Below are 19,071 nucleotides of genomic sequence, written 5' to 3'. Positions count from 1 at the left end.
AAGTCTATTGGCCTTATCTGGCAGGGGCGGGGCTGATCGGCCTCGTCGTCGGCTGGCGCAGCTTCTCGTCGCCAAAGCCGTGAGTGCGCCATGACCAATTTGGCCCACATTGCCGAAACCGCCTCGCTGATACTGGCGGCCTATCTGCTGGGCTGCGCCATCGGCTATGGCGCCCGCCGTATTCTCCATGCCGGTCGCGGCACGCGGCAGGTCGCGGCGGTTGCTGTTGCTCCGGCCGTGCCGTCTCGACCGCGCAGCACGGCGGCCCGTCTCGCTGCCAGCGTCGAGGATCTGCCGGCTGATGTTGCGCCGGTGGTCGCTGCCACGACTATTGTAGCGCCGGAAAAGCCTGCCAGGCAGCCGCGGCGGAAGGTCAAGTCGCCCGATCGCAAGCCGGTTACGCTATCCGCACCGCGCAGCGGCGGCGCGGACAATCTGAAGCAGATCAAGGGAATCGGGCCGAAAATTGAAGCATCGCTTCATGCCATGGGTATTTTTCACATCGACCAGATCGCCGGCTGGAGCAAGGCCGATATGGAATGGGTCGAGGCGCAACTGGCTTTCAAGGGTCGTGTCCGCCGTGAGCGCTGGGTGGAGCAGGCGGTGGAACTGGGCAAGGTCAGCGTGGGCGCTTGAGGCTGGCTTTTCTGAAACCTCGTGGTTCGACAAGCTCACCATGAGGACTACTGCCAGTGACCTAAGCCGCTTTTCCCAGCAATTGCGTATTGGTCTGCAGGACGAATTCGGCCACGGCTTCGATTTCCTCGCTCTGGTCGAACAGAGCAGGCGAGCCCTGGCCGACAATGGTCAGCGCGACGGCATCGGGGCGGCGGCGGACCATTTCGTCGAAGGTTTCGCGCCGCAACTGATCGGTCAGTTGCGTGCGCAGCAGCATGAGCGGGGCGCAGGTCAGCGCGTCGAACAGGGGCCATTGCGCCATCAGCACGTCATCGAAATTGATGCTGGCCAAGGCCTCGATCAGCCTGGTGTCATAGAGCGGGCGGGCGCGGCCGCGCTTGTCGATGAAGTGGCTGCGGCCCATCAGGGCGTCGAGCCGGTCATCGGGCAGGCCGGGATAGTCGCCGCTGAGAATCCGGTGGAAGCCGGCTTTTACCAGCTTGGCGCCGCGCAGGGCCTCGACATGCGCCAGATTGTTGCGCAGCCGAACGATGCCGCGTGAATCGGTCACCGGGCCGGAATCGAGCAGCACCGTTCCGGCGACCAGCAGGGGCCGATTGGCCGCCAGTGCCATGGCCACCTGGCCGCCATGCCCTTGCCCCAGCACGATGGCCCGGCCGATTCCCAGGGCCGTCATCACCGAGGCCACGTCATCGGCATCGACCAATGAGCCATAGTCACCAGGCTTTTTCCGGTCATCGGCGCGGCCGCGTCCCGGCAGGTCGAGCAGCACGACCGGCCAGTCGCCGCCGCCGACGCGGCGGAAATAGGCGGCGAATTCGGTGAAGTCGCTCATATTGCGCTGATAGCCGGGCAGGCAGACTACGGGCAGCCGCCGGCTCGACAACTGTCCGGCCACATGCACGGCGGCGCGCACGCCTGCCGCCAGTGGCACATGGGTCACGGGCAGGGGGACGAAAGCGGGGTGATCGGCGGGGACGGTGCGAGCCATGGCGCCATTTAGGGGCAGGGAGGGTGTTGCCTCAAGGGGGATTGTCGTTGCGAACAGCGCAGCAGTAGCCCTCATGGTGAGCCCGTCGAACCACGGGGGCGTGGCACAGGGCCTCCACTCGCTCGACCTCGTGGTTCGACAAGCTCGCCATGAGGTCTCCGATAGGACCTGCCAAAAAGCCGCTACCGGATTGTCCGCAGCGCCTGTTGCAGCGTGACCGGGCTGTCGCCGAGGCGTTGGCGATAGACCAGGTAATTGCCGAGCACGCGCTTCACATAGGTCCGGGTTTCCTGGAACGGGATCAGCTCGACCCAGATCACCGGATCGACATTGTCGACCCGCGGGTCGCCATAGGCCTTGATCCATTTATTGGCATTGCCCGGTCCGGCATTGTAGGCGGCCGCGGCCAGCACCAGTGAGCCGTCATAGCGGTCCAGTTGCGCGGCGAGATAGGTCGAACCGAGCAGGGCGTTATAGGCCCCGTCGCTCACCAGCCGGCTGGCCGAATAGTCCACGCCCACCTTGCGGGCGACATCCTGCGCCGTGCCCGGCATCAGTTGCATCAGTCCGCGTGCGCCAGCCGACGAGACGGCATCGAGCTGGAACATCGATTCCTCGCCGGGCAATGGCATAGACGGCGGCCCGGTCGGCCGCCAGTTGCGCATTGGAGGGCAAGCCATCCTTGGGGAAGCTGAACAGGTCGAGCGGTGTGCCGCGCTGATCGGCCGTGTTGGCAATGGCGATAGCCACATGATGCGCGCCGATTTCCTGCGCCAGCCGCGCGGCCAGCAGCATTTCGGGGCCACTGGTCAGGCCATTGCCGAAATTGCGCAGCAGCGGCACCGCCATATTGGCCTGTCCATTGGCCGCCAGCAGCCGTACTGCCCGCACGATCGGGTTGGCGTCGAACAGCGTTTCGCTCTGCCGCCAATCGGGCAGGGGGCGGAGATCGACCCCGGTCTGACCCAGTTCGGTCCGCGCCAATTGCCCGTAATAGACATTGCCGAAGCGGGCCGCGGCTTCGAATGCAGCCTGCGCGGCCGCTGTATCGCCGAGCTTGAGATTGGCACGGGCCAGCCAGTAATTGGCCTGCGTCACGCTGTCGGGCAGGGTGGACAGGCCAGCCATGGCGGTGAAATGCGTCTTGGCGGACGCCGCGTCATCGAGGAAGGAGAGAGCGATCCAGCCGGCATGGAAATGGGCTTCCACCAGCCGGCCTTCGGGGCCCTTGTCGTAATCGGCGGCAGCGCGATAGGCGAGGCCGGGCTGGCCGACATCGAGCAGCTTGCGTAGCAGCGTGCGGCGCTCATACCACCATTCGGCGGCATCGGGCACGACATCGGGCGCCTTGGCCAGCCAGTCGACTGCGCTCTCCCACAGCTCGAACTGCCCCGCGCGCTGCGCCCGCGAGAAGATGAAGACCGGGTTGGACAGCATGGAGGGATCGACACTGTCGAGCCGCGCCTTGGCATCGGCATCGTTGCGCGACACCGCCGCCCGCGCCACCACCAGCGATTTCTGGGCCTCCGACAGGTAGGGCAGCAGCCGCTCGCTGCCGCGCGCCCGGTCATGCATCATCAGATGCATGGCCCGCGTCCAATGGGCGTCGCGGTCGAGCAGGCTGCCGAGCGTGTCGAGGACGTCACTCTCCTGCTCTTCGGTCAGGAAATTGTCGATCCAGATGCTTTTGGCGATGCTGGTGGCGCGGCTGGTCTCGCCCTGCGCCAGATAGGCTTTTGCCAGCATGATCTGCCCATCGATCGTATTGGGCATGGTGCCGCCCAGCGCGGCGATCACGGCGGCGGGGCCGGGTTCGGCCTTGACCAGCGATTGCTCGATGCGGGTGCGATAGATGCTGGCGGCGGCGAAATCCGGCGCGTCGCCGGCAAAGCGCTGGACGGATTGATAGTCGATCTTGCCGGCATTGAAATAGATGGCGGCCCATTGAATGGTGCGGCGTTCCATGGCATCGGGCAGGGCGCGCGCCTTGGCATAGGCGGCCACCGGATCGCCACCCAGCAAGACATCGAGCGCAGCGCGGAAGGCGGCCGAGCCCCTGGCATCGGCCGCGGGCGCGCTGGCATTGGCCTGCACCGTGCCGGTGGTTATCGGGTCGATCGTGTCATTGGCCGTCGCATGCGAGATGGGGGCAAAGTTCAGGAGGCCCAAAACCGCCGCGATGAGGCCGGCGCGAAACTGCCGCATCATCTGGTGTCCTGCTGGTACGCAAGTTACATGGCCAGCAAGGAGCCCCCATCCTCGCGGTTAACCCATCCTTACCCCATCGGGGTAAATATCAGGTTGCCGCTGCGACGATCCCTGCCGGCTGCCGCCAACGAAAATATTGTCGTGGCAGCCAAGTGTACGTATGGTGCGCCAACTCAAAACCGGCCGCACCCATGCGGTCTATGCCATCCCGCCACGGCTGAACTGTGGCACCCAGACCAAGGACATCTCGACAATGCTGCGAGGATCGATAACGGCGCTCATCACTCCCATGCTCGATGGGAATGTGGATGAGAAAGCCCTCGCGAGCTTTATCGACTGGCAGATTGCCGAAGGCACGCATGGCCTGGTCCCGGTGGGCACCACCGGCGAAAGCCCCACCGTCAGCCACGAAGAGCATCGCCGCGTCGTCGAAATCGCCGTCGAGGTCGCCAACAAGCGCGTGCCTGTTATCGCCGGGGCCGGATCCAACTCGACGGCCGAAGCGGTGGAACTGGCAAAATTCGCCGAAAAGGCTGGCGCCGACGCGGTGCTGTCCATCGTGCCCTATTACAACAAGCCCAACCAGGAGGGCATGTTCCAGCACTTCTCGGCCGTGGCCAAGGCGATCGGCATCCCGGTCATCCTCTATAGCGTCCCCGGCCGCACCGTGGTCGATCTCACCATCGACACCATTGCGCGGCTGCACGAGGCGCATAGCAACATTATCGGCGTCAAGGATGCGACGGCTGATCTGGGCCGGGCCAGCCTGCAGCGCGACAAGCTGGGCAAGGATTTCATCCTGCTGTCGGGCGAGGACATCACCGCGCTCGCCTTCAACGCGCATGGCGGCCATGGCTGCATTTCGGTGACCTCCAACATCGCGCCGCGCCTGTGCTCGCAGATGCAGGAGCTGTCGCTTTCGGGCGATTTCAAGGGCGCGCTGGCCATCCAGGACAAGCTGGTGCACCTGCACAAGAACCTGTTCATGGAGCCCAATCCGACGGCCGTGAAATATGCCGCCAGCCGCCTCAATCGCTGCGCCAACGAGCTGCGCCTGCCGCTCGTGCCCGTCGCCAAGGCGACCGAGGAGGCCGTGGACTTTGCAATGCGCCATGCGGGGCTTATCTAAAGCGTATGGCCCAGAAGAACGACAAGAACAAAAACGGCATCATCAGCCACGGTCTCGTGGCTGAAAACCGTCGTGCGCGCTATGATTATGCGATCGGAGAAACGCTGGAAGCGGGCCTGGTGCTGTCAGGGACCGAGGTCAAGTCATTGCGCCTGGGCAAGGCCCAGATCACCGAAGCCTATGCGTCGCCGGAAAAGGGCGAGCTGTGGCTGATCAACGCCCATATCCCCGAATATCTGCAGGCCAACCGCTTCAATCACGAGGAGCGCCGCCCGCGCAAACTGCTGGTGTCCAAGAAGCAACTGGCCAAGCTCGACCAGGAAGTCTCCCGCGCCGGCAACACCATCGTGCCGCTGAAACTGTTCTTCAACGACCAGGGCCGCGCCAAGGTCCTGATTGGCCTGGGCAAGGGCAAGAAGAACTACGACAAGCGCGAAACCGAGCGCAACCGCGACTGGAACCGCGACAAGTCCCGCATCATGAAGGAAGGCGGGCGAGGGTAGGGGCTCTGTGCCACGCCCTCGTGGTTCGAAGCGCTGAAGAAGCGCACCTCACCATGAGGGCTGTTGATGCATCGAATTCCCGGTAGCCCTCATGGTGAGGCGGGAGCGCAGCGACCCTCGAACCACGAGGGCGTGCCCCCTGTTATTCCTCGACAGGCGCTGCTACCGGCCGCGTGCTCGGCGGTCTGCCCACGGTCTTGGCCAGTTCGGCCACGTCGATGAAGAAGTCCGCCTGCCGGCGCAGGTCGTCCGAGATCATCGGGGTCGCGGTGGTCAGCGTCGAAACCACGGTCACGCGCTTGCCCTTGCGCTGCAGGGCCGCGACCAGGGCGGTAAAATCGCCGTCGCCCGAGAACAAAACCATGTGATCGTAGAACGGGGCGAGTTCGAGCGCGTCGACGGTCAGCTCGATATCCATATTGCCCTTCACCTTGCGCCGCCCGGTGGCATCGGTGAATTCCTTGGCCGGCTTGGTGACCACGGTGAAGCCGTTATAGTCCAGCCAGTCGATCAGGGGGCGGATGGAGGAATATTCCTGGTCCTCGATCAGCGCCGTGTAATAATTGGCGCGCAGCAGATAGGCGCGGGCGTTGAAATCGGCCAGCAGGCGCCGGTAATCGATGTCGACGCCTATCGCCTTGGACGTGGCGTAGAGATTGGCGCCATCGATGAATAGAACGATCTTTTCCCGCGGGTCGATGGGCATCTCAAGTCTCCCGTCAGCGGCCTTGCCGCCCAAATCATTGCGCCGCAAGAGCAGCCAAAAGGTTTATTTAAATTCCGCAGAGAGCATTAACTTAATTTCGGTATTCGCATGTTTTCCGGCGTCCGGCAAGACATCGCCCCTCCCGCCCTCAAGACATGGCTAATGCGCGCCCAGCGGTGCAGGGCAACCTTGTGCCCATGGGACCACTGGTGTATGGGAGGCGTTCATTCCATAAGTTTTGGAGACGTCTGTGGCACGCGTCACCGTTGAAGACTGCATCGAAAAGATCGACAACCGCTTCGATCTCGTTCTCATGGCGGCCCATCGCGCGCGCATGATTTCGTCCGGAGCGCAGATCACTGTCGCTCGCGATAACGACAAGAATCCCGTGGTGGCCCTGCGCGAAATCGGCGACGGCGCTATCTCGCCGGAAGACCTGCGCGAGGACCTGATCCATTCGCTGCAGAAATATGTCGAAGTCGACGAGCCCGAGAGCCATGCTGCTCCGCTGATCGAAAGCGCCGGCGACGACGATTCGATCAATTTCGACACGATCAGCGAAGAAGAACTGCTGCGCGGTATCGAAAGCCTGGCCCCGCCGGAGCGCCGCGACGACTGATTTCGGTTCGTTGCTTGAAATTCAGCACCCTCGGCGTAAGCCGGGGGTGTTTTGTTTTTGGCGGCGAAGACTTTCCATTCTCGCCTGACTCAGATACTCCCTGCGCACCTTTCCCATTTTCTTTCAAAACGCTAAGCTCTTTCCTTCGAGCGAGCGGCGACACCTCCCATGATGCGTCAGTACGAGCTTGTCGAACGCGTTCAGGCCTATAACCCTGATGTCGACGAGCAGTTGTTGAACAAGGCCTATGTCTACGCCATGCAGAAGCATGGCTCGCAGAAGCGTGCCTCGGGCGACCCCTATTTCAATCATCCGCTCGAAGTCGCCGCCATTCTGACCGAGCTCAAGCTCGACGATGCTTCCATCGCCGTCGGCCTGCTGCATGACACGATCGAGGATACCGACGCGACCCGCGCCGAGATCGACCAGATGTTCGGCGCCGAAATCGCCGCCATCGTCGATGGGCTGACCAAGATCGACCGCCTCAACCTGGTCTCGCGCGAAGAGGCGCAGGCCGAGAACCTGCGCAAGCTGCTGCTGGCCATCAGCCAGGATGTGCGGGTGCTGCTGGTCAAGCTCGCCGACCGCCTGCACAATATGCGCACGCTGCAATTCATGCCGCCGGAAAAGCAGCAGCGCATCGCCCAGGAAACCATGGATATCTATGCCCCGCTCGCCGGCCGCATGGGTATGCAGGACATGCGCAATGAGCTGGAGGATATTTCCTTCCGGATACTCCAGCCCGAGCATTACCAGGCCATCGTCGCCCGGCTCGACGAGATGCAGGCGGAATATCGCGAGACGATCGCCACGATTTCGACCGAACTGAGCGAGCGGCTGGCCGTCGAGGGCATCACGGCGCGCGTCAAGGCGCGGGTGAAATCGCCCTTCTCGATCTTCAACAAGATCGAGCGCAAGTCGATCGCGCTGGAACAGCTTTCCGACATGATCGGCTTCCGCGTCATCGTCGGCTCGGTGGAGGAATGCTATCGCACGGTGGGCGTGGTCCACACCCAGTGGAAAGTCGTGCCTTTGCGTTTCAAGGACTATATCTCGGTCCCCAAGCACAATGACTACCAGTCGATCCACACCACAATTGTCGGCCCCGGCCGCCAGCGCGTGGAGCTGCAGATCCGCACCGAGGACATGGACCGCATTGCGGAATTCGGCATTGCCGCCCATGCGCTCTACAAGGATGGCGCTTCGGCCAATCTCGGCCGTATCGAGCAGGAATCGCAGGCCTATGGCTCGCTGCGCCAGACCATCGGGCACCTGACGACCGGCAATTCCACCACCGAGGATTTCCTCGAATATACCAAGCTGGAACTGTTCCAGGACCAGGTGTTCTGCTTCACGCCGCGCGGGCGGCTGATCGCGCTGCCGCGTGGCGCCACGCCCATCGACTTCGCCTATGCGCTCCATACCGATATCGGCGATACCTGTGTCGGCGCCAAGATCAACGGCTCCATCCTGCCGCTGGTGACGCAGTTGCGGAGCGGCGACGAAGTCGAGATCATCCGCGACCAGAACCACTCCCCGCCGATGAACTGGCTGGGTATTGCCGCCACCGGCAAGGCGCGGGCCGCCATTCGCCGGGCCGTGCGCCATGCCGCCACCCAGCGTGCCTTTGCCCTGGGCGAACATGTGCTCAACATGATGCTGGAGCGCGAAGGCGTCATGCTGGACGATAGCGAGGCCAAAGCTCTGGCCGAGGCCCTGAGCACGCCCAGCCGGCGCGACCTGCTGATCGCGGTGGGCGAGGGCAAGATCGGCTCCGAGCCGCTGGCCGCCGAACTGGCCAAGCTCAAGGGCCTGCGCAAGCGCCGCCGCAAGCTCGACCTGCCGGTGGCCGACACCGCCGATGGCTGGTTCGCTTTGCGCGCTACCGATCTGTTCCGCTTCCGCGTCCCCGGCGGCCAGCGCTCCGGCCCGCGCGCCAAGGCCGCCCTGGCCCAGCTCGATTTCCATATGCCGGTGACGGTTTCGGGGGAGGGCGTCGTGCCGGGCGACCGGCTGGTCGGCATTCTCCAGCCCGACAGTCCCATGCTGGTCTATCCGATCCATTCCGAAGCGCTGATCGACAAGCATGACAGCGACGTGGCCTGGGTGGACGTGCGCTGGAACCTGACGGGTGAAGACAAGCTCTATGCGACGGTCATCACCATGGAGAGCGTCAACAAGCCGGGCTCGCTGGCGCAGATTTCCTCGGCCATCGCCGCCTGCGACGCCAATATCAACAATCTGGTGATGCGGATGATTTCGCCCGACTTTCACCAGATGATCTTCGAAATCGAGGTGCGCGACCTTGCGCAACTCACCGATGTTCTGGCAACGCTCAAGCGCAGCCCGGGGCTTTCCGCCGTCCAGCGCGCCGGCATCCGCGAAGCGGGCATGATTTCGACCCTGGAATGGGACGGCAATGTCGACCGGAGATTTGTTGATGACGAAAGATGAAGTGCTGACCATTTTCCGCGAATGCGGCGCCATGCTCGAAGGCCACTTCATCCTGTCATCCGGCCTGCGTTCGCCGGTCTTCCTGCAGAAGGCCAGGGTGTTCCAGTATGCTGCGCAGACCGAAAAGCTGTGCAAGGCGCTGGCCGACCGCATCCGCGCCGAAGTGCCCGGCGTCACCAAGGTCGTCTCGCCCGCCATCGGCGGCATCATCCCCGGCTATGAAACCGCCCGCCAGCTTGGCGTTCCGGCGCTCTATACCGAGCGCGTCGATGGCAAGTTCGAACTGCGCCGCGGCTTCGAGATATCGGCCGACGACCAGGTTGTGGTGGTCGAAGATATCGTCTCGACCGGCCTTTCCATTCGCGAATGCGTCGAGGCCTTGTGCGGTATCGGCGCCAATGTCGTGGCCGCCGCCTGCCTCATCGACCGCTCGGGCGGCGAAGCCGATGTCGGCGTGCCGCTGGTGAGCCTGATCGAATACAAGGTGCCGGCCTATCCCGCCGACCAGTTGCCACCCGAACTGGCCGCCATCCCGGCCGTGAAGCCGGGCAGCCGCGGCATTCAGGGGGTGAAGTGAGTTTTTCTGCGGATACCCCCACCCAGCCTCCCCCTGATAGGGGAGGAGTACGGCCGGTGGGTTTGGCAAGATTATGCCCCAAACTCTGTGCAGTTCCTCCCCCTGTCAGGGGGAGGCTAGGAGGGGTATCCCCTCAAAAACGGAGCCTCCCCATGATCATCGGCCTCGGCTCCGACCTCATCCAGATCGACCGCGTGGCCAGCACCCTGGAGCGCTACGGCGAGCGGTTCACCAATCGCTGCTTCACCGAGATCGAGCGCCGCAAATCCGATCGCCGCGCGCAGCGCGCCGCCTCCTATGCCAAGCGCTTCGCCGCCAAGGAGGCCTGTTCCAAGGCTTTGGGTACCGGCATTTCCTGGGGCGTCTACTGGCGCGACATGGGCGTGGTGAACCTGCCTTCGGGCAAGCCGACCATGCAGTTGACCAATGGCGCGGCAAAAGCGCTGGCCCGTCTTGTGCCCCCGGGGCACGTGCCCCACATCCACCTGACCATCACCGACGATGCCGGGCTCGCCCAGGCCTTCGTCATCATCGAAGCGCTGCCGGCCAATGAAGTTGACCCGGCGAGTTCAAACGCCTAACGCTTCGACACCGTCTTTCCGGGGAATTCCATGAGCCAGCCCGCCGACAAGTCCATCAAGAAATCAGCGGCCAACGAGTGGTGGGAAACCATCGTCGTCGTGGTCGAGGCCTTGCTGATCGCCATCGTGCTGCGCTCGTTCCTCTACCAGCCCTTCTCCATTCCCACGGCCTCCATGCAGCAGACGCTGATGATCGGCGACTATTTCGTCGCCAACAAATTCGTCTGGGGCTATGGCAAGCATTCCTTCTCGCTCGGCCGCTACGGCGATTTCGCGCTGCTCGATTTCGAGCTGCCGATCAACAACCGCATCTTCGGCCGCGAGCCCAATCGCGGCGATATCGCCGTATTCCGGCCGGTGCCGCAGAATATCGAATATATCAAGCGCGTGGTCGGCCTGCCGGGCGATACGATCCAGGTCAGGGAAGGGCGCCTCTATATCAACGGCACCATGGTCGAGCGCGAGCAGATCGGCACGGCGCAGGATACCGACAGCAATGGCGATACCCGCGAGGTCATCCTCTATCGCGAGACTTTCCCCGAGGGCACGACCCACATCATCCAGGAAATCTCGGATAATGCGCCGCTCGACAATACGTCGGAATATGTCGTGCCCGCTGGCCATTATTTCATGATGGGCGACAATCGCGACCGTTCGGCCGATAGCCGCGTGCTGAGCCAGGTTGGCTATGTGCCGGCGGTGAACCTCATCGCCAAGGCCGAGGCGCGGTTCTTCTCCATCAAGGACAATATTCCGCCCTGGCAGCTCTGGCAGTGGCCGGCCAATGTCCGCTGGGACCGCATGTTCCAGGGCGTCGATCACCAGCCTCTATGAGCCGCGGTGCGCGCAATCATGACAAGCTGCAGTTCCGGCTCGGCTACCGCTTTGCCGATCCGGACCTGCTGAACCGCGCGCTCACCCATTCCAGCGCCGTCTCGCCGGCCAAACGCATCGAGCGCTCCTACCAGCGCCTCGAATTCCTCGGCGACCGCGTGCTCGGCCTCGTCGTGGCCGACATGCTCTATCGCCGCTATCCCAAGGCCAATGAGGGCGAATTGAGCCGTACGCTCAACTCGCTGGTGCGCAAGGAAACCTGCGCCGTCATCGCCCGCACGCTGGACCTTGGCTCGGAACTCCATCTTGGCGAGAGCGAAGCCCGCACCGGGGGCGCGGAGAAGGAAGCCATTCTGGGCGACGTCACCGAGGCCGTCATCGGCGCCATCTATTGCGACGGCGGCATGGGCAAGGCCTATGAATTCGTCGAGCGCATGTTCGAGGAATTCCTGGCCGACGGCTCGGCCAACAAGGCCGATGCCAAGACCACATTGCAGGAATGGGCGCAGGCCCGCGGGCTCGAGCCGCCCACCTATACCCAGACCGACCGGCGCGGCCCCGACCACGCCCCCGAATTCACCATATCAATCACCCTTGGCGACTATGATAGTTTGAGCGCTACCGGCCCTTCCAAGAAGATCGCCGAACACAAGGCCGCCGAACTGTTCCTCATCGCCCACAAGGTGTGGAAGGAAGCATCAAGATGAATACGCCCGAAGAACTCTCCGACACCTCCTGCGGCTTCATCGCCTTGGTGGGTGCGCCCAATGCCGGCAAATCGACTTTGCTGAACTCGCTGGTGGGCACGAAAGTTTCCATCGTCACCCACAAGGCGCAGACCACCCGCAGCCAGGTGCGGGGTGTCGTCACGCTCGACAAGGCGCAACTGGTCTTCATCGACACACCGGGCATTTTCGCACCCAAGCGCCGGCTCGACCGCGCCATGGTCGATAGCGCCTGGGGCGGGGCAGGGGATGCCGATATCGTCGCCCTGATCGTCGATGTCGACCGGGGCCTGACGCCCGAGCTTGAAAAGCTGATCGAGGGTCTCGAGAACGTCAATCACCCGCGTATCCTGATCCTCAACAAGATCGACACGGTCAAGAATGAGGAACTGCTCAAGCTCTCCGAAGCCATCAATGCCAAGCTGCGCTTTGAGGCCACCTTCATGATTTCGGCGCTCAAGGGCTATGGCGTGCAGGATTTCATGGATTGGTGCGTCAAGCATATCCCGCCCGGGCCGTGGCATTTTCCCGAAGACCACCTGACCGACCTGACGATGGCGATCACCGCGGCCGAGATCACGCGCGAAAAGCTGTTCCTGCGCGTGCATGACGAAATTCCCTACAATTCCACGGTCGAGACCGAGAGCTTCAAGATCCAGAAGGACGGCTCCTACAAGATCGACCAGGTGATCTATCTGTCGCGCGAGAGCCACAAGAAGATCGTGCTCGGTGCCGGCGGGCAGACCATCAAGGCCATCGGCGCGGAATCGCGCAAGGAACTGATGGCCATGTATGAGGTGCCGATCCACCTGTTCCTGTTCGTGAAGGTCCGCGAGAAGTGGGGTGACGACCCCGAGCGCTATCGCGAGATGGGGTTGGAATACCCGCATGGAAAGAATTAGCGCGCTACGCATGCGCCAAACCCCATAGATGGAATGGACCGGTGAAGCCCTGCTGATCGGCGTGCGCCGCCATGGCGAGAGCAGCGTCATTGCCGAAGCCATGGTGGCCGGCCGTGGCCGCCATCTCGGCCTCGTCAGGGGCGGGCGCTCGACCAGGCTCGCTGCTGTCCTCCAGCCCGGCAATACCGTCCAGCTCACCTGGCGCGCGCGCCTCGAAGACCATCTCGGCACCTTCACCGTCGAACTGATGCAGGCCCGCGCCGCCGATCTCATCGCCGACCGCACCCGCCTCTATCTCAGCCAGCTCGTCTGCGAGCATCTGCGCCTGCTGCCCGAGCGCGATCCGCATGATCGCCTGCTCGGCATGGCCCTGCGCCTGATCGAGAGCCCGCCCGACGGCGCCGACCTGGCCCGGTTCGAACTGGCCTTGCTGGAGGATCTCGGTTTCGGCCTGGACCTTGCCAATTGTGCCGTCACTGGCACGACCGACGATCTGACGCATGTCTCGCCCAAATCGGGCAGGGCGGTGTCCCGTGCGGCGGCGCAGCCCTATCTGGACCGCCTGCTGCCGCTGCCGAGCTTTCTCTCAGCCCGCGGCAATGCGTCGCCAGACGACATAGGCAATGCCCTCCGCCTCACGAGCCATTTCCTCGCCATGCACCTCTGGTCCGCCCGGCAGATCGCTCCGCCCCCGACGCGGGAACCGCTGATCGAGATTTTGACGCGGGTTTAGGGCGCTCCCTAGGGGCAAGAGGTGCCATCGACCATTTCGATGACGCCATGAACGGTTCCGGTATTCACTATGCAGGTGCCGCCGAGATTGGCGTTGCCGGTGGAGCCCGCCAGGACCATGGGGGCGATGCCGGCGTCATCGACCAGGAAGTAGGCATAGCTATTGGACCCGCCATTGGCCGTGGCGACATTGTTGGAAATGCGCGCGGAACCGCCGACCAGCTGTATGCCGACCGCGTTGGCCGTCGGATGAGTGGCTGTCACCACATTGCCATCGACGAGTACATTGGTACTTCCTTGAACGCGGATACCAAATGCCGTGCCCTCGGTCGATGTCATGCTGACGATATTGTCGATGATGGCGGCATTGGACACATTATTCGCGTAGATGCCAATGGGGTTTGAGCCGAAGGCGGTGCCGGTGCCACCGACCGTCATGCCCTTGAGCGTGCTGTCATCGGCCATTTCAAAGCGACCCAGATTCCCGGCGAAGTTGCCGGTAACGCTGGCGCCGGGCAGCGACACCGAGAGCCGTTTTCCGGACGCGGTCCGGACCTCCATGGCTCCTGCGCCCTGCACCGTCTGGCCCTGCTGCAATTGCAGCGGCGCCGAGGTGGTGAAGTCGCCCACAAAGACGACGGTGCTGTTCGTGCCCGCAGCGATCAACTGGTTCTGCAGGTCTCCGCCGCCAAATGCGGTGTCGCTCAATACGGTCACGGCTTGCCCGCTGGCCGTTTGGGCTATTTCCGACGGGCCGGAGACCTGGGTTACCGCAATGTCCTCCGCCCGGGAGAAGGGTGTCGTCATGCGCTGGTACTGGCTGTTTCCGCCGCCGGCGGACTGGCCCGCGCCTCCCAGCGGCACGCGCAGGCTGACGCTGGCAAACGCGCTCGTGCCCATGACATTGTCCTGCCCGAGGCCGCCGCCAAGGCCCAATTGCGCTCCACCCAGACTGGCAATTTCCGTCGTCGTGAGTTCAAGGCGCAGATGGCCGCCATTGCGCGCCTGGCTGGGCGAGGCGAGGTGATACCCGCCGGCATAAGCCCTGATCTGGCTGCCCGAGTCGCTGTCGAAGACCGGCACGCGCCAGCCCAGTTCCGCATCGAACCCCTGCAGCATTTCCTCGATCGTCGGGGTAAGGACAATGTGCGAACCGCTGATCGACGCCGTCAGGAGATGGGGCAGTTCAACTGCGGCGGCGCCCAGGCCCAGATAGGCATTGGCCCTGATGTCGAAGTCTTCCCCCAGGGCCTCGGCGCCCAGCGTCAGGCGGGTGAATTGAGCGCCATTGGCGCTCTCCGCCACGTCGAGCATCGAATAGACGCCCAAATTCCACTCTGAGTCGAGCATGTGGCGGATGCCCAGTCCGATTCCCCGGCGAATTGTCCATCGCCCGAGCGACCAGCTTCGACCTGTCCGAGGAATAGCGTGTCCTGATTCTGTGCCAGCGGCAGGACAATGCCGACCTTGCCCTCAGCCTCGCCGTCGGTCAGGCCGCCCTTGAGGATGACATTGGGATACCACAATTCCTGCCCGCAGGTCGGCATGGCAGCGAAAGCGAGCAGGGCGCCGGCAATGGCGGCGGAGTGGGAGAATTTAGACAAGATTCGGCAATGGCTTGGACAACAATATGCGCAACCATAGGCGATGATGCTCTGTCGATGAAGAGTTTTTAGGCCTTGTCTCGCAACGCTCCGCGGGACCCCGATCGTCAGAAGAAGCGTGACACGACCATGGTTATGACCGTGATCGTCAGCAGTCCGGCCGCTACGCGATGAGCGCCGGCGATCCGCTGGTGCAGAGCGCTTTCCGCATCCCTGGCGCCGGAAAGCGCGCGGCGCGCCGGCCCGACAATGCTGCCCTGCACGGCGCCGGCCACGAAGGCGGCGAGAATTCCGAACAGCAGGATCAATTCCGATGTGCCCAGGGCGCCACCGCGCCAATAGGCCCAGAGCGCCAGACCGGTCAGGACCGTCAGCCCCGCCGAACCCATCTGAAATGGAAAAAGCCGCTCGGCCGAGGTGCCGGCATTCAGGCCGAGATTGGCCAGGGTCGCGGTGGAGCCGGCCCAGAACACGCCGGAACTGGCGTGAATCGCGATCACGACGATCATGAGAGTGTCCATCAAAACCTCCGTTCGATCGCTGCCGATCCTACGTCGATCAGTTAGATGGGTCAATATATTGGAGTAATCAAATTAATTATCGACGGGAGCCCTGGCCATTTTTGCCAGCAGCGCCTGGAAGGTTTCCAGTTCCTGGGCCGTGAGATTGTTCAGCATTTCCGGTGGTTCGTGGAATTCGGCGAGCAGGTCGCGCATGGTGGTCTCACCCTGCGCGGTCAGCGCCACCAGCTTGACGCGCCGGTCGCTTGGCGACGGCCGGCGTTCGGCAAGTCCGGCTTTTTCCAGCCGATCCACTACCCAGGTTGCCGTCGACGGGTCGCAGCCCCAGAGCCGCGCCAGCGCCCCGATGGCCTTTCCCTCCTTGCGATTCAGCGTGTAGAGGGCCCGTGAGTCGTTGGGCGTCAGGTTGCGCCGGCCGAGGCTTTCCTGACGGCCGGCATTGGTCTGCATCAGAATGTCGAACATCAGGCGCCATGCCTGGCGGGCAGCGTCATTTGGGGCGGAGGGGGACGTCTTCATGCCGATGGTCACCTGGTGGGAATTCTGCTCTTAAGCCATGCAATATACTTTGATGGATCGAAGGATCAAAATGTCGGCCGTCCCTACAATGGGTAACGCAGTGGAGGAGCGTCATAACCCGTGCAAAACCGCGTGTTTGCACACAAATCCGGTCCCGACCGTTATACTGCTTTCCTGATTCGTTCCCCCGGAATTTCTGCCCATGTCCGACGCCGATACCCTTCCGCCTGCCGACGACCAGCGTGTCGTCGATCTCAAGCAGGCGCTTGAGGAGCGGTACCTTTCCTACGCCCTCTCCACCATCACCCAGCGGGCGCTGCCCGATGCGCGTGACGGGCTCAAGCCCGTGCATCGCCGCATCATCCACGCCATGCGCCTGCTCAAGCTCGCGCCGAACGAGGGCTACAAGAAATCCGCCCGTATCGTCGGCGACGTGATCGGTAAGTTCCACCCGCATGGCGACCAGTCGATCTATGACGCCTTGGTGCGTCTGGCGCAGGATTTTGCCCAGCGCTATCCGCTGGTCGACGGGCAGGGCAATTTCGGCAATATCGACGGCGATAGCGCCGCGGCCATGCGTTACACCGAAAGCCGCATGACTGACGTGGCCATGCGCCTGCTCGAAGGCATCACCGAGAATGCCATCGACTTCAAGCCGACCTATGACGGCGAAGACGAAGAGCCGGTCGTGCTACCGTCCAATTTCCCGAACCTGCTCGCCAATGGTTCGACCGGCATTGCCGTGGGCATGGCGACGTCGATTCCGCCCCATAACGTGACCGAGCTTTGCGATGCGGCGCTCCATCTTATCAATGTCAATCCAGAGGCTTCCGCCCACGACCTGACTCAATTCGTGAAGGGGCCGGACTTCCCGACCGGGGGCATTCTGGTCGAGATCCCCGTCTTCCATCGCCCAGTCCTACGAGACTGGCCGCGGCTCGTTCCGCCTGCGCGCCAAGTGGGAAGTGGAAGAGACCGGCCGCGGCGTCTATCTCATCGTCGTCACTCAAATCCCCTATGGGGTGCAGAAGTCGCGGCTGGTCGAAAAGATCGCCGAATTGCTGCTGGCCAAGAAGCTGCCCTTGCTCAAGGACGTGCGCGACGAGTCTTCGGACGATATCCGCCTCGTGCTCGAACCGCGTGCCCGCACCGTCGATGCGGTGATCCTGATGGAGCAACTGTTCAAGACCACTGATCTCGAAACCCGCTTCCCGCTCAATCTCAACGTGCTCGACAGGGGCGCCGTGCCCAAGGTCATGGGCCTGCCGCAGGTGCTCAAGGCCTGGCTGGAGCACCGCAAGGAAGTGCTGGTTCGCCGTTCCACGCATCGGCTGGAACAGATCGCCCACCGGCTCGAAGTGCTGGCCGGCTATATCATCGCCTATCTCAACCTCGACGAGGTGATCCGCATCATCCGCGAGGAGGACGATGCCAAGGCGAGCCTGATGAGCACGTTCGAGTTGACCGATGTGCAGGCCGAAGCCATCCTCAACATGCGTCTGCGCTCCCTGCGCAAGCTCGAGGAAATCGAGCTGCGCAAGGAACATGCCGACCTGACCGAGGAAAAGGGGCATCTCGAAGCCCTGCTGGCCTCCGACAAGCGGCAATGGGGCAATATCAGCAAGGAAATCGAGGCGCTGAAGAAGGCCTATCCGCTGGTGAATGCCGATGGCACGCCGCATGCGCTGGGCGCTCGCCGCACCATTCTGGGCGATACGCCCACGACCGACCTGGCCGAAGTCACCGAGGCCTTTATCGAGCGCGAGCCGATCACCGTCATCCTCTCCGAAAAGGGCTGGATTCGCGCGCCGCGCGGCCATGCCACCGACGTCAACGACGAGCGCGGCTTCAAGGCCGGCGACCGGCTCAAGCTGTCGATCAAATGCGAGACGACCGACAAGCTGCTGATGCTCACCACCGGCGGCAAGGTCTATACGCTGGCCGGCGACAAGCTGCCCGGCGGACGCGGGCAGGGCGAGCCGGTGCGCATCATGGTCGATATCGAGGAGGGGCAGGACATTGTCGACCTCTTCGTCTATCGCCCCGGCCAGAAGCGCATCGTCGCCTCGTCGGCCGGCTATGGCTTCATCGTCGGCGAGGACGAGATGATCGCCAATACCCGCAAGGGCAAGCAGATCCTCAATGTTGGCGCGCCCGACGAGGCGGCCTTGCTGGTGCCCGTGGCCGGCGATCGGGTTGCCGTCATCGGGCAGAATCGCAAGCTGCTGGTTTTCCCGCTGACCCAACTGGCCGAGATGAGCCGCGGCAAGGGCGTGCGCCTGCAGCGCTACAAGGATGGCGGCATTTCCGACCTCAAGACCTTCTGGGCTGCCGATGGCCTGACCTGGATGGATTCGTCCGGCCGCACCTATACCAAGCCCACCGAGGAACTGACCGACTGGCTTGGCGACCGCGCCGCTGCCGGCCGCCAGCCGCCCAACGGCTTCCCGCGGAACAACAGGTTCGTCGGATGATCCGCCACTGCGTCTTCGTCAAGTTTCGCAGCGATGTCGGCGCCGATGAGCGCGCCGCAATCTATGCAGGGCTGGGTGCATTGGTGGGGCAGATCGAGGGGCTGTTGTCTGCCGATTTCGGCCCCAATATTTCGCCCGAAGGCCGCAGCCAGGGGTTCAACGATGGCTTCATCATGGATTTCGCCGATGAAGCCGCCCGTGACCGCTACCTGCCGCATCCCGCCCACAAGGCAGCCGGCAGCCGGCTGGTGGCGGCGCTGGAGGGCGGTCGGGACGGGCTGATCGTATTCGATCTGAAGGTGGGGGCTTAGCGACACTCCCTCGTGGTTCGAGGGTCGCTACGCTCCCGCCTC

General features: G+C 63.3%; 19 protein-coding genes and 1 pseudogene. 13 read left to right on the top strand and 7 right to left on the bottom strand.

The annotated features are described in order from the left end of the window. The first annotated feature begins 90 nt into the window (after positions 1–90). Positions 91–636 carry a hypothetical protein gene (locus tag NVV79_RS17065; RefSeq protein ID WP_303991647.1) on the top strand — a complete coding sequence of 182 codons (546 nt, stop codon included), beginning with the start codon at positions 91–93 and terminating at the stop codon, positions 634–636. Positions 637–697: 61 nt separating this feature from the next. Here NVV79_RS17065 and NVV79_RS17060 read toward each other — a convergent pair whose 3' ends face one another. From NVV79_RS17060 to NVV79_RS17050, 3 genes are all read right to left on the bottom strand, one after another. Continuing rightward, complete coding sequence (locus NVV79_RS17060) at positions 698–1,630, bottom strand: alpha/beta fold hydrolase (RefSeq protein WP_303991644.1); 933 nt, start codon at positions 1,628–1,630, stop codon at positions 698–700. 182 nt (positions 1,631–1,812) lie between these two features. Next, the gene (locus tag NVV79_RS17055) at positions 1,813–2,196 is read right to left on the bottom strand and encodes a lytic transglycosylase domain-containing protein (protein WP_369684749.1); all 384 of its coding nucleotides are present in this window, start codon (positions 2,194–2,196) and stop codon (positions 1,813–1,815) included. Then, the gene (locus NVV79_RS17050) at positions 2,102–3,838 is read right to left on the bottom strand and encodes a hypothetical protein (protein WP_303991637.1); all 1,737 of its coding nucleotides are present in this window, start codon (positions 3,836–3,838) and stop codon (positions 2,102–2,104) included. The genes NVV79_RS17055 and NVV79_RS17050 overlap by 95 nt, the downstream gene beginning before the upstream one ends. 253 nt (positions 3,839–4,091) lie before the next feature. Here NVV79_RS17050 and dapA point away from each other — a divergent pair, with 253 nt between their 5' ends. Both dapA and smpB read left to right on the top strand, forming a co-directional pair. Next, positions 4,092–4,967 (top strand): 4-hydroxy-tetrahydrodipicolinate synthase, encoded by an 876-nt coding sequence (gene dapA, locus NVV79_RS17045; RefSeq protein WP_303992740.1) that lies wholly within the window; start codon positions 4,092–4,094, stop codon positions 4,965–4,967. Positions 4,968–4,972: 5 nt separating this feature from the next. Next, positions 4,973–5,470, top strand: coding sequence for an SsrA-binding protein SmpB (gene smpB / locus NVV79_RS17040; protein ID WP_303991634.1), 498 nt, complete (start codon positions 4,973–4,975; stop codon positions 5,468–5,470). Positions 5,471–5,612: 142 nt separating this feature from the next. Here the strand turns inward: smpB and NVV79_RS17035 are convergent, their stop codons facing one another. Further along, entirely contained in the window at positions 5,613–6,176 is a 564-nt protein-coding gene (locus NVV79_RS17035) for an NYN domain-containing protein (protein ID WP_303991632.1), read from the bottom strand. A gap of 250 nt (positions 6,177–6,426) precedes the next feature. Between NVV79_RS17035 and rpoZ the strand changes: the two genes are divergently transcribed. From rpoZ to recO, 8 genes are all read left to right on the top strand, one after another. Continuing rightward, positions 6,427–6,795, top strand: a complete 369-nt coding sequence (gene rpoZ, locus NVV79_RS17030; RefSeq protein WP_056229435.1) for a DNA-directed RNA polymerase subunit omega — start codon at positions 6,427–6,429, stop codon at positions 6,793–6,795. A 168-nt stretch (positions 6,796–6,963) separates the two neighbouring features. Then, complete coding sequence (locus NVV79_RS17025) at positions 6,964–9,249, top strand: bifunctional (p)ppGpp synthetase/guanosine-3',5'-bis(diphosphate) 3'-pyrophosphohydrolase (RefSeq protein ID WP_303991627.1); 2,286 nt, start codon at positions 6,964–6,966, stop codon at positions 9,247–9,249. Next, positions 9,236–9,826, top strand: coding sequence for an orotate phosphoribosyltransferase (pyrE, locus tag NVV79_RS17020; protein WP_303991625.1), 591 nt, complete (start codon positions 9,236–9,238; stop codon positions 9,824–9,826). The genes NVV79_RS17025 and pyrE overlap by 14 nt, the downstream gene beginning before the upstream one ends. Positions 9,827–9,978: 152 nt before the next feature. Continuing rightward, positions 9,979–10,407 (top strand): holo-ACP synthase, encoded by a 429-nt coding sequence (acpS, locus tag NVV79_RS17015; RefSeq protein WP_303991623.1) that lies wholly within the window; start codon positions 9,979–9,981, stop codon positions 10,405–10,407. 30 nt (positions 10,408–10,437) lie between these two features. Next, complete coding sequence (lepB, locus tag NVV79_RS17010; protein WP_303991621.1) at positions 10,438–11,241, top strand: signal peptidase I; 804 nt, start codon at positions 10,438–10,440, stop codon at positions 11,239–11,241. Then, positions 11,238–11,948, top strand: a complete 711-nt coding sequence (gene rnc, locus NVV79_RS17005) for a ribonuclease III (protein WP_303991619.1) — start codon at positions 11,238–11,240, stop codon at positions 11,946–11,948. The genes lepB and rnc overlap by 4 nt, the downstream gene beginning before the upstream one ends. Continuing rightward, the gene (gene era, locus NVV79_RS17000; RefSeq protein ID WP_303991617.1) at positions 11,945–12,868 is read left to right on the top strand and encodes a GTPase Era; all 924 of its coding nucleotides are present in this window, start codon (positions 11,945–11,947) and stop codon (positions 12,866–12,868) included. Before rnc ends, era begins: the two co-directional genes overlap by 4 nt. 28 nt (positions 12,869–12,896) lie before the next feature. Beyond that, positions 12,897–13,601, top strand: a complete 705-nt coding sequence (gene recO, locus NVV79_RS16995) for a DNA repair protein RecO (RefSeq protein ID WP_303991616.1) — start codon at positions 12,897–12,899, stop codon at positions 13,599–13,601. A gap of 8 nt (positions 13,602–13,609) precedes the next feature. Here the strand turns inward: recO and NVV79_RS16990 are convergent, their stop codons facing one another. The 3 genes from NVV79_RS16990 to NVV79_RS16980 all read right to left on the bottom strand — a co-directional run bounded on the left by NVV79_RS16990 (position 13,610) and on the right by NVV79_RS16980 (position 16,244). Further along, a complete protein-coding gene (locus tag NVV79_RS16990) occupies positions 13,610–14,959 on the bottom strand; it encodes a right-handed parallel beta-helix repeat-containing protein (protein ID WP_303992737.1) in 1,350 nt (449 codons plus the stop codon). A gap of 352 nt (positions 14,960–15,311) precedes the next feature. Further along, a complete protein-coding gene (locus NVV79_RS16985; RefSeq protein WP_303991614.1) occupies positions 15,312–15,725 on the bottom strand; it encodes a hypothetical protein in 414 nt (137 codons plus the stop codon). A gap of 72 nt (positions 15,726–15,797) precedes the next feature. Then, the gene (locus NVV79_RS16980; protein ID WP_303991612.1) at positions 15,798–16,244 is read right to left on the bottom strand and encodes a MarR family winged helix-turn-helix transcriptional regulator; all 447 of its coding nucleotides are present in this window, start codon (positions 16,242–16,244) and stop codon (positions 15,798–15,800) included. Between the two features lie 202 nt (positions 16,245–16,446). On the opposite strand from NVV79_RS16980, the pseudogene parC reads away from it, so the two are divergent. Next, a pseudogene (gene parC / locus NVV79_RS16975) lies at positions 16,447–18,718 on the top strand (DNA topoisomerase IV subunit A). Next, on the top strand, positions 18,715–19,029 hold the full coding sequence (locus NVV79_RS16970) for a Dabb family protein (protein ID WP_303991610.1): 315 nt from the start codon (positions 18,715–18,717) through the stop codon (positions 19,027–19,029). Before parC ends, NVV79_RS16970 begins: the two are co-directional and overlap by 4 nt. Positions 19,030–19,071 lie beyond the last annotated feature (42 nt).

This window comes from Devosia ginsengisoli (assembly GCF_024707105.1).
In the GTDB taxonomy this organism is placed as follows: Bacteria; Pseudomonadota; Alphaproteobacteria; order Rhizobiales; family Devosiaceae; genus Devosia; species Devosia ginsengisoli_A.
The sequence above is the reverse complement of the archived record's forward strand: the minus strand, read 5'-3'. Positions and strand labels throughout refer to the sequence as shown.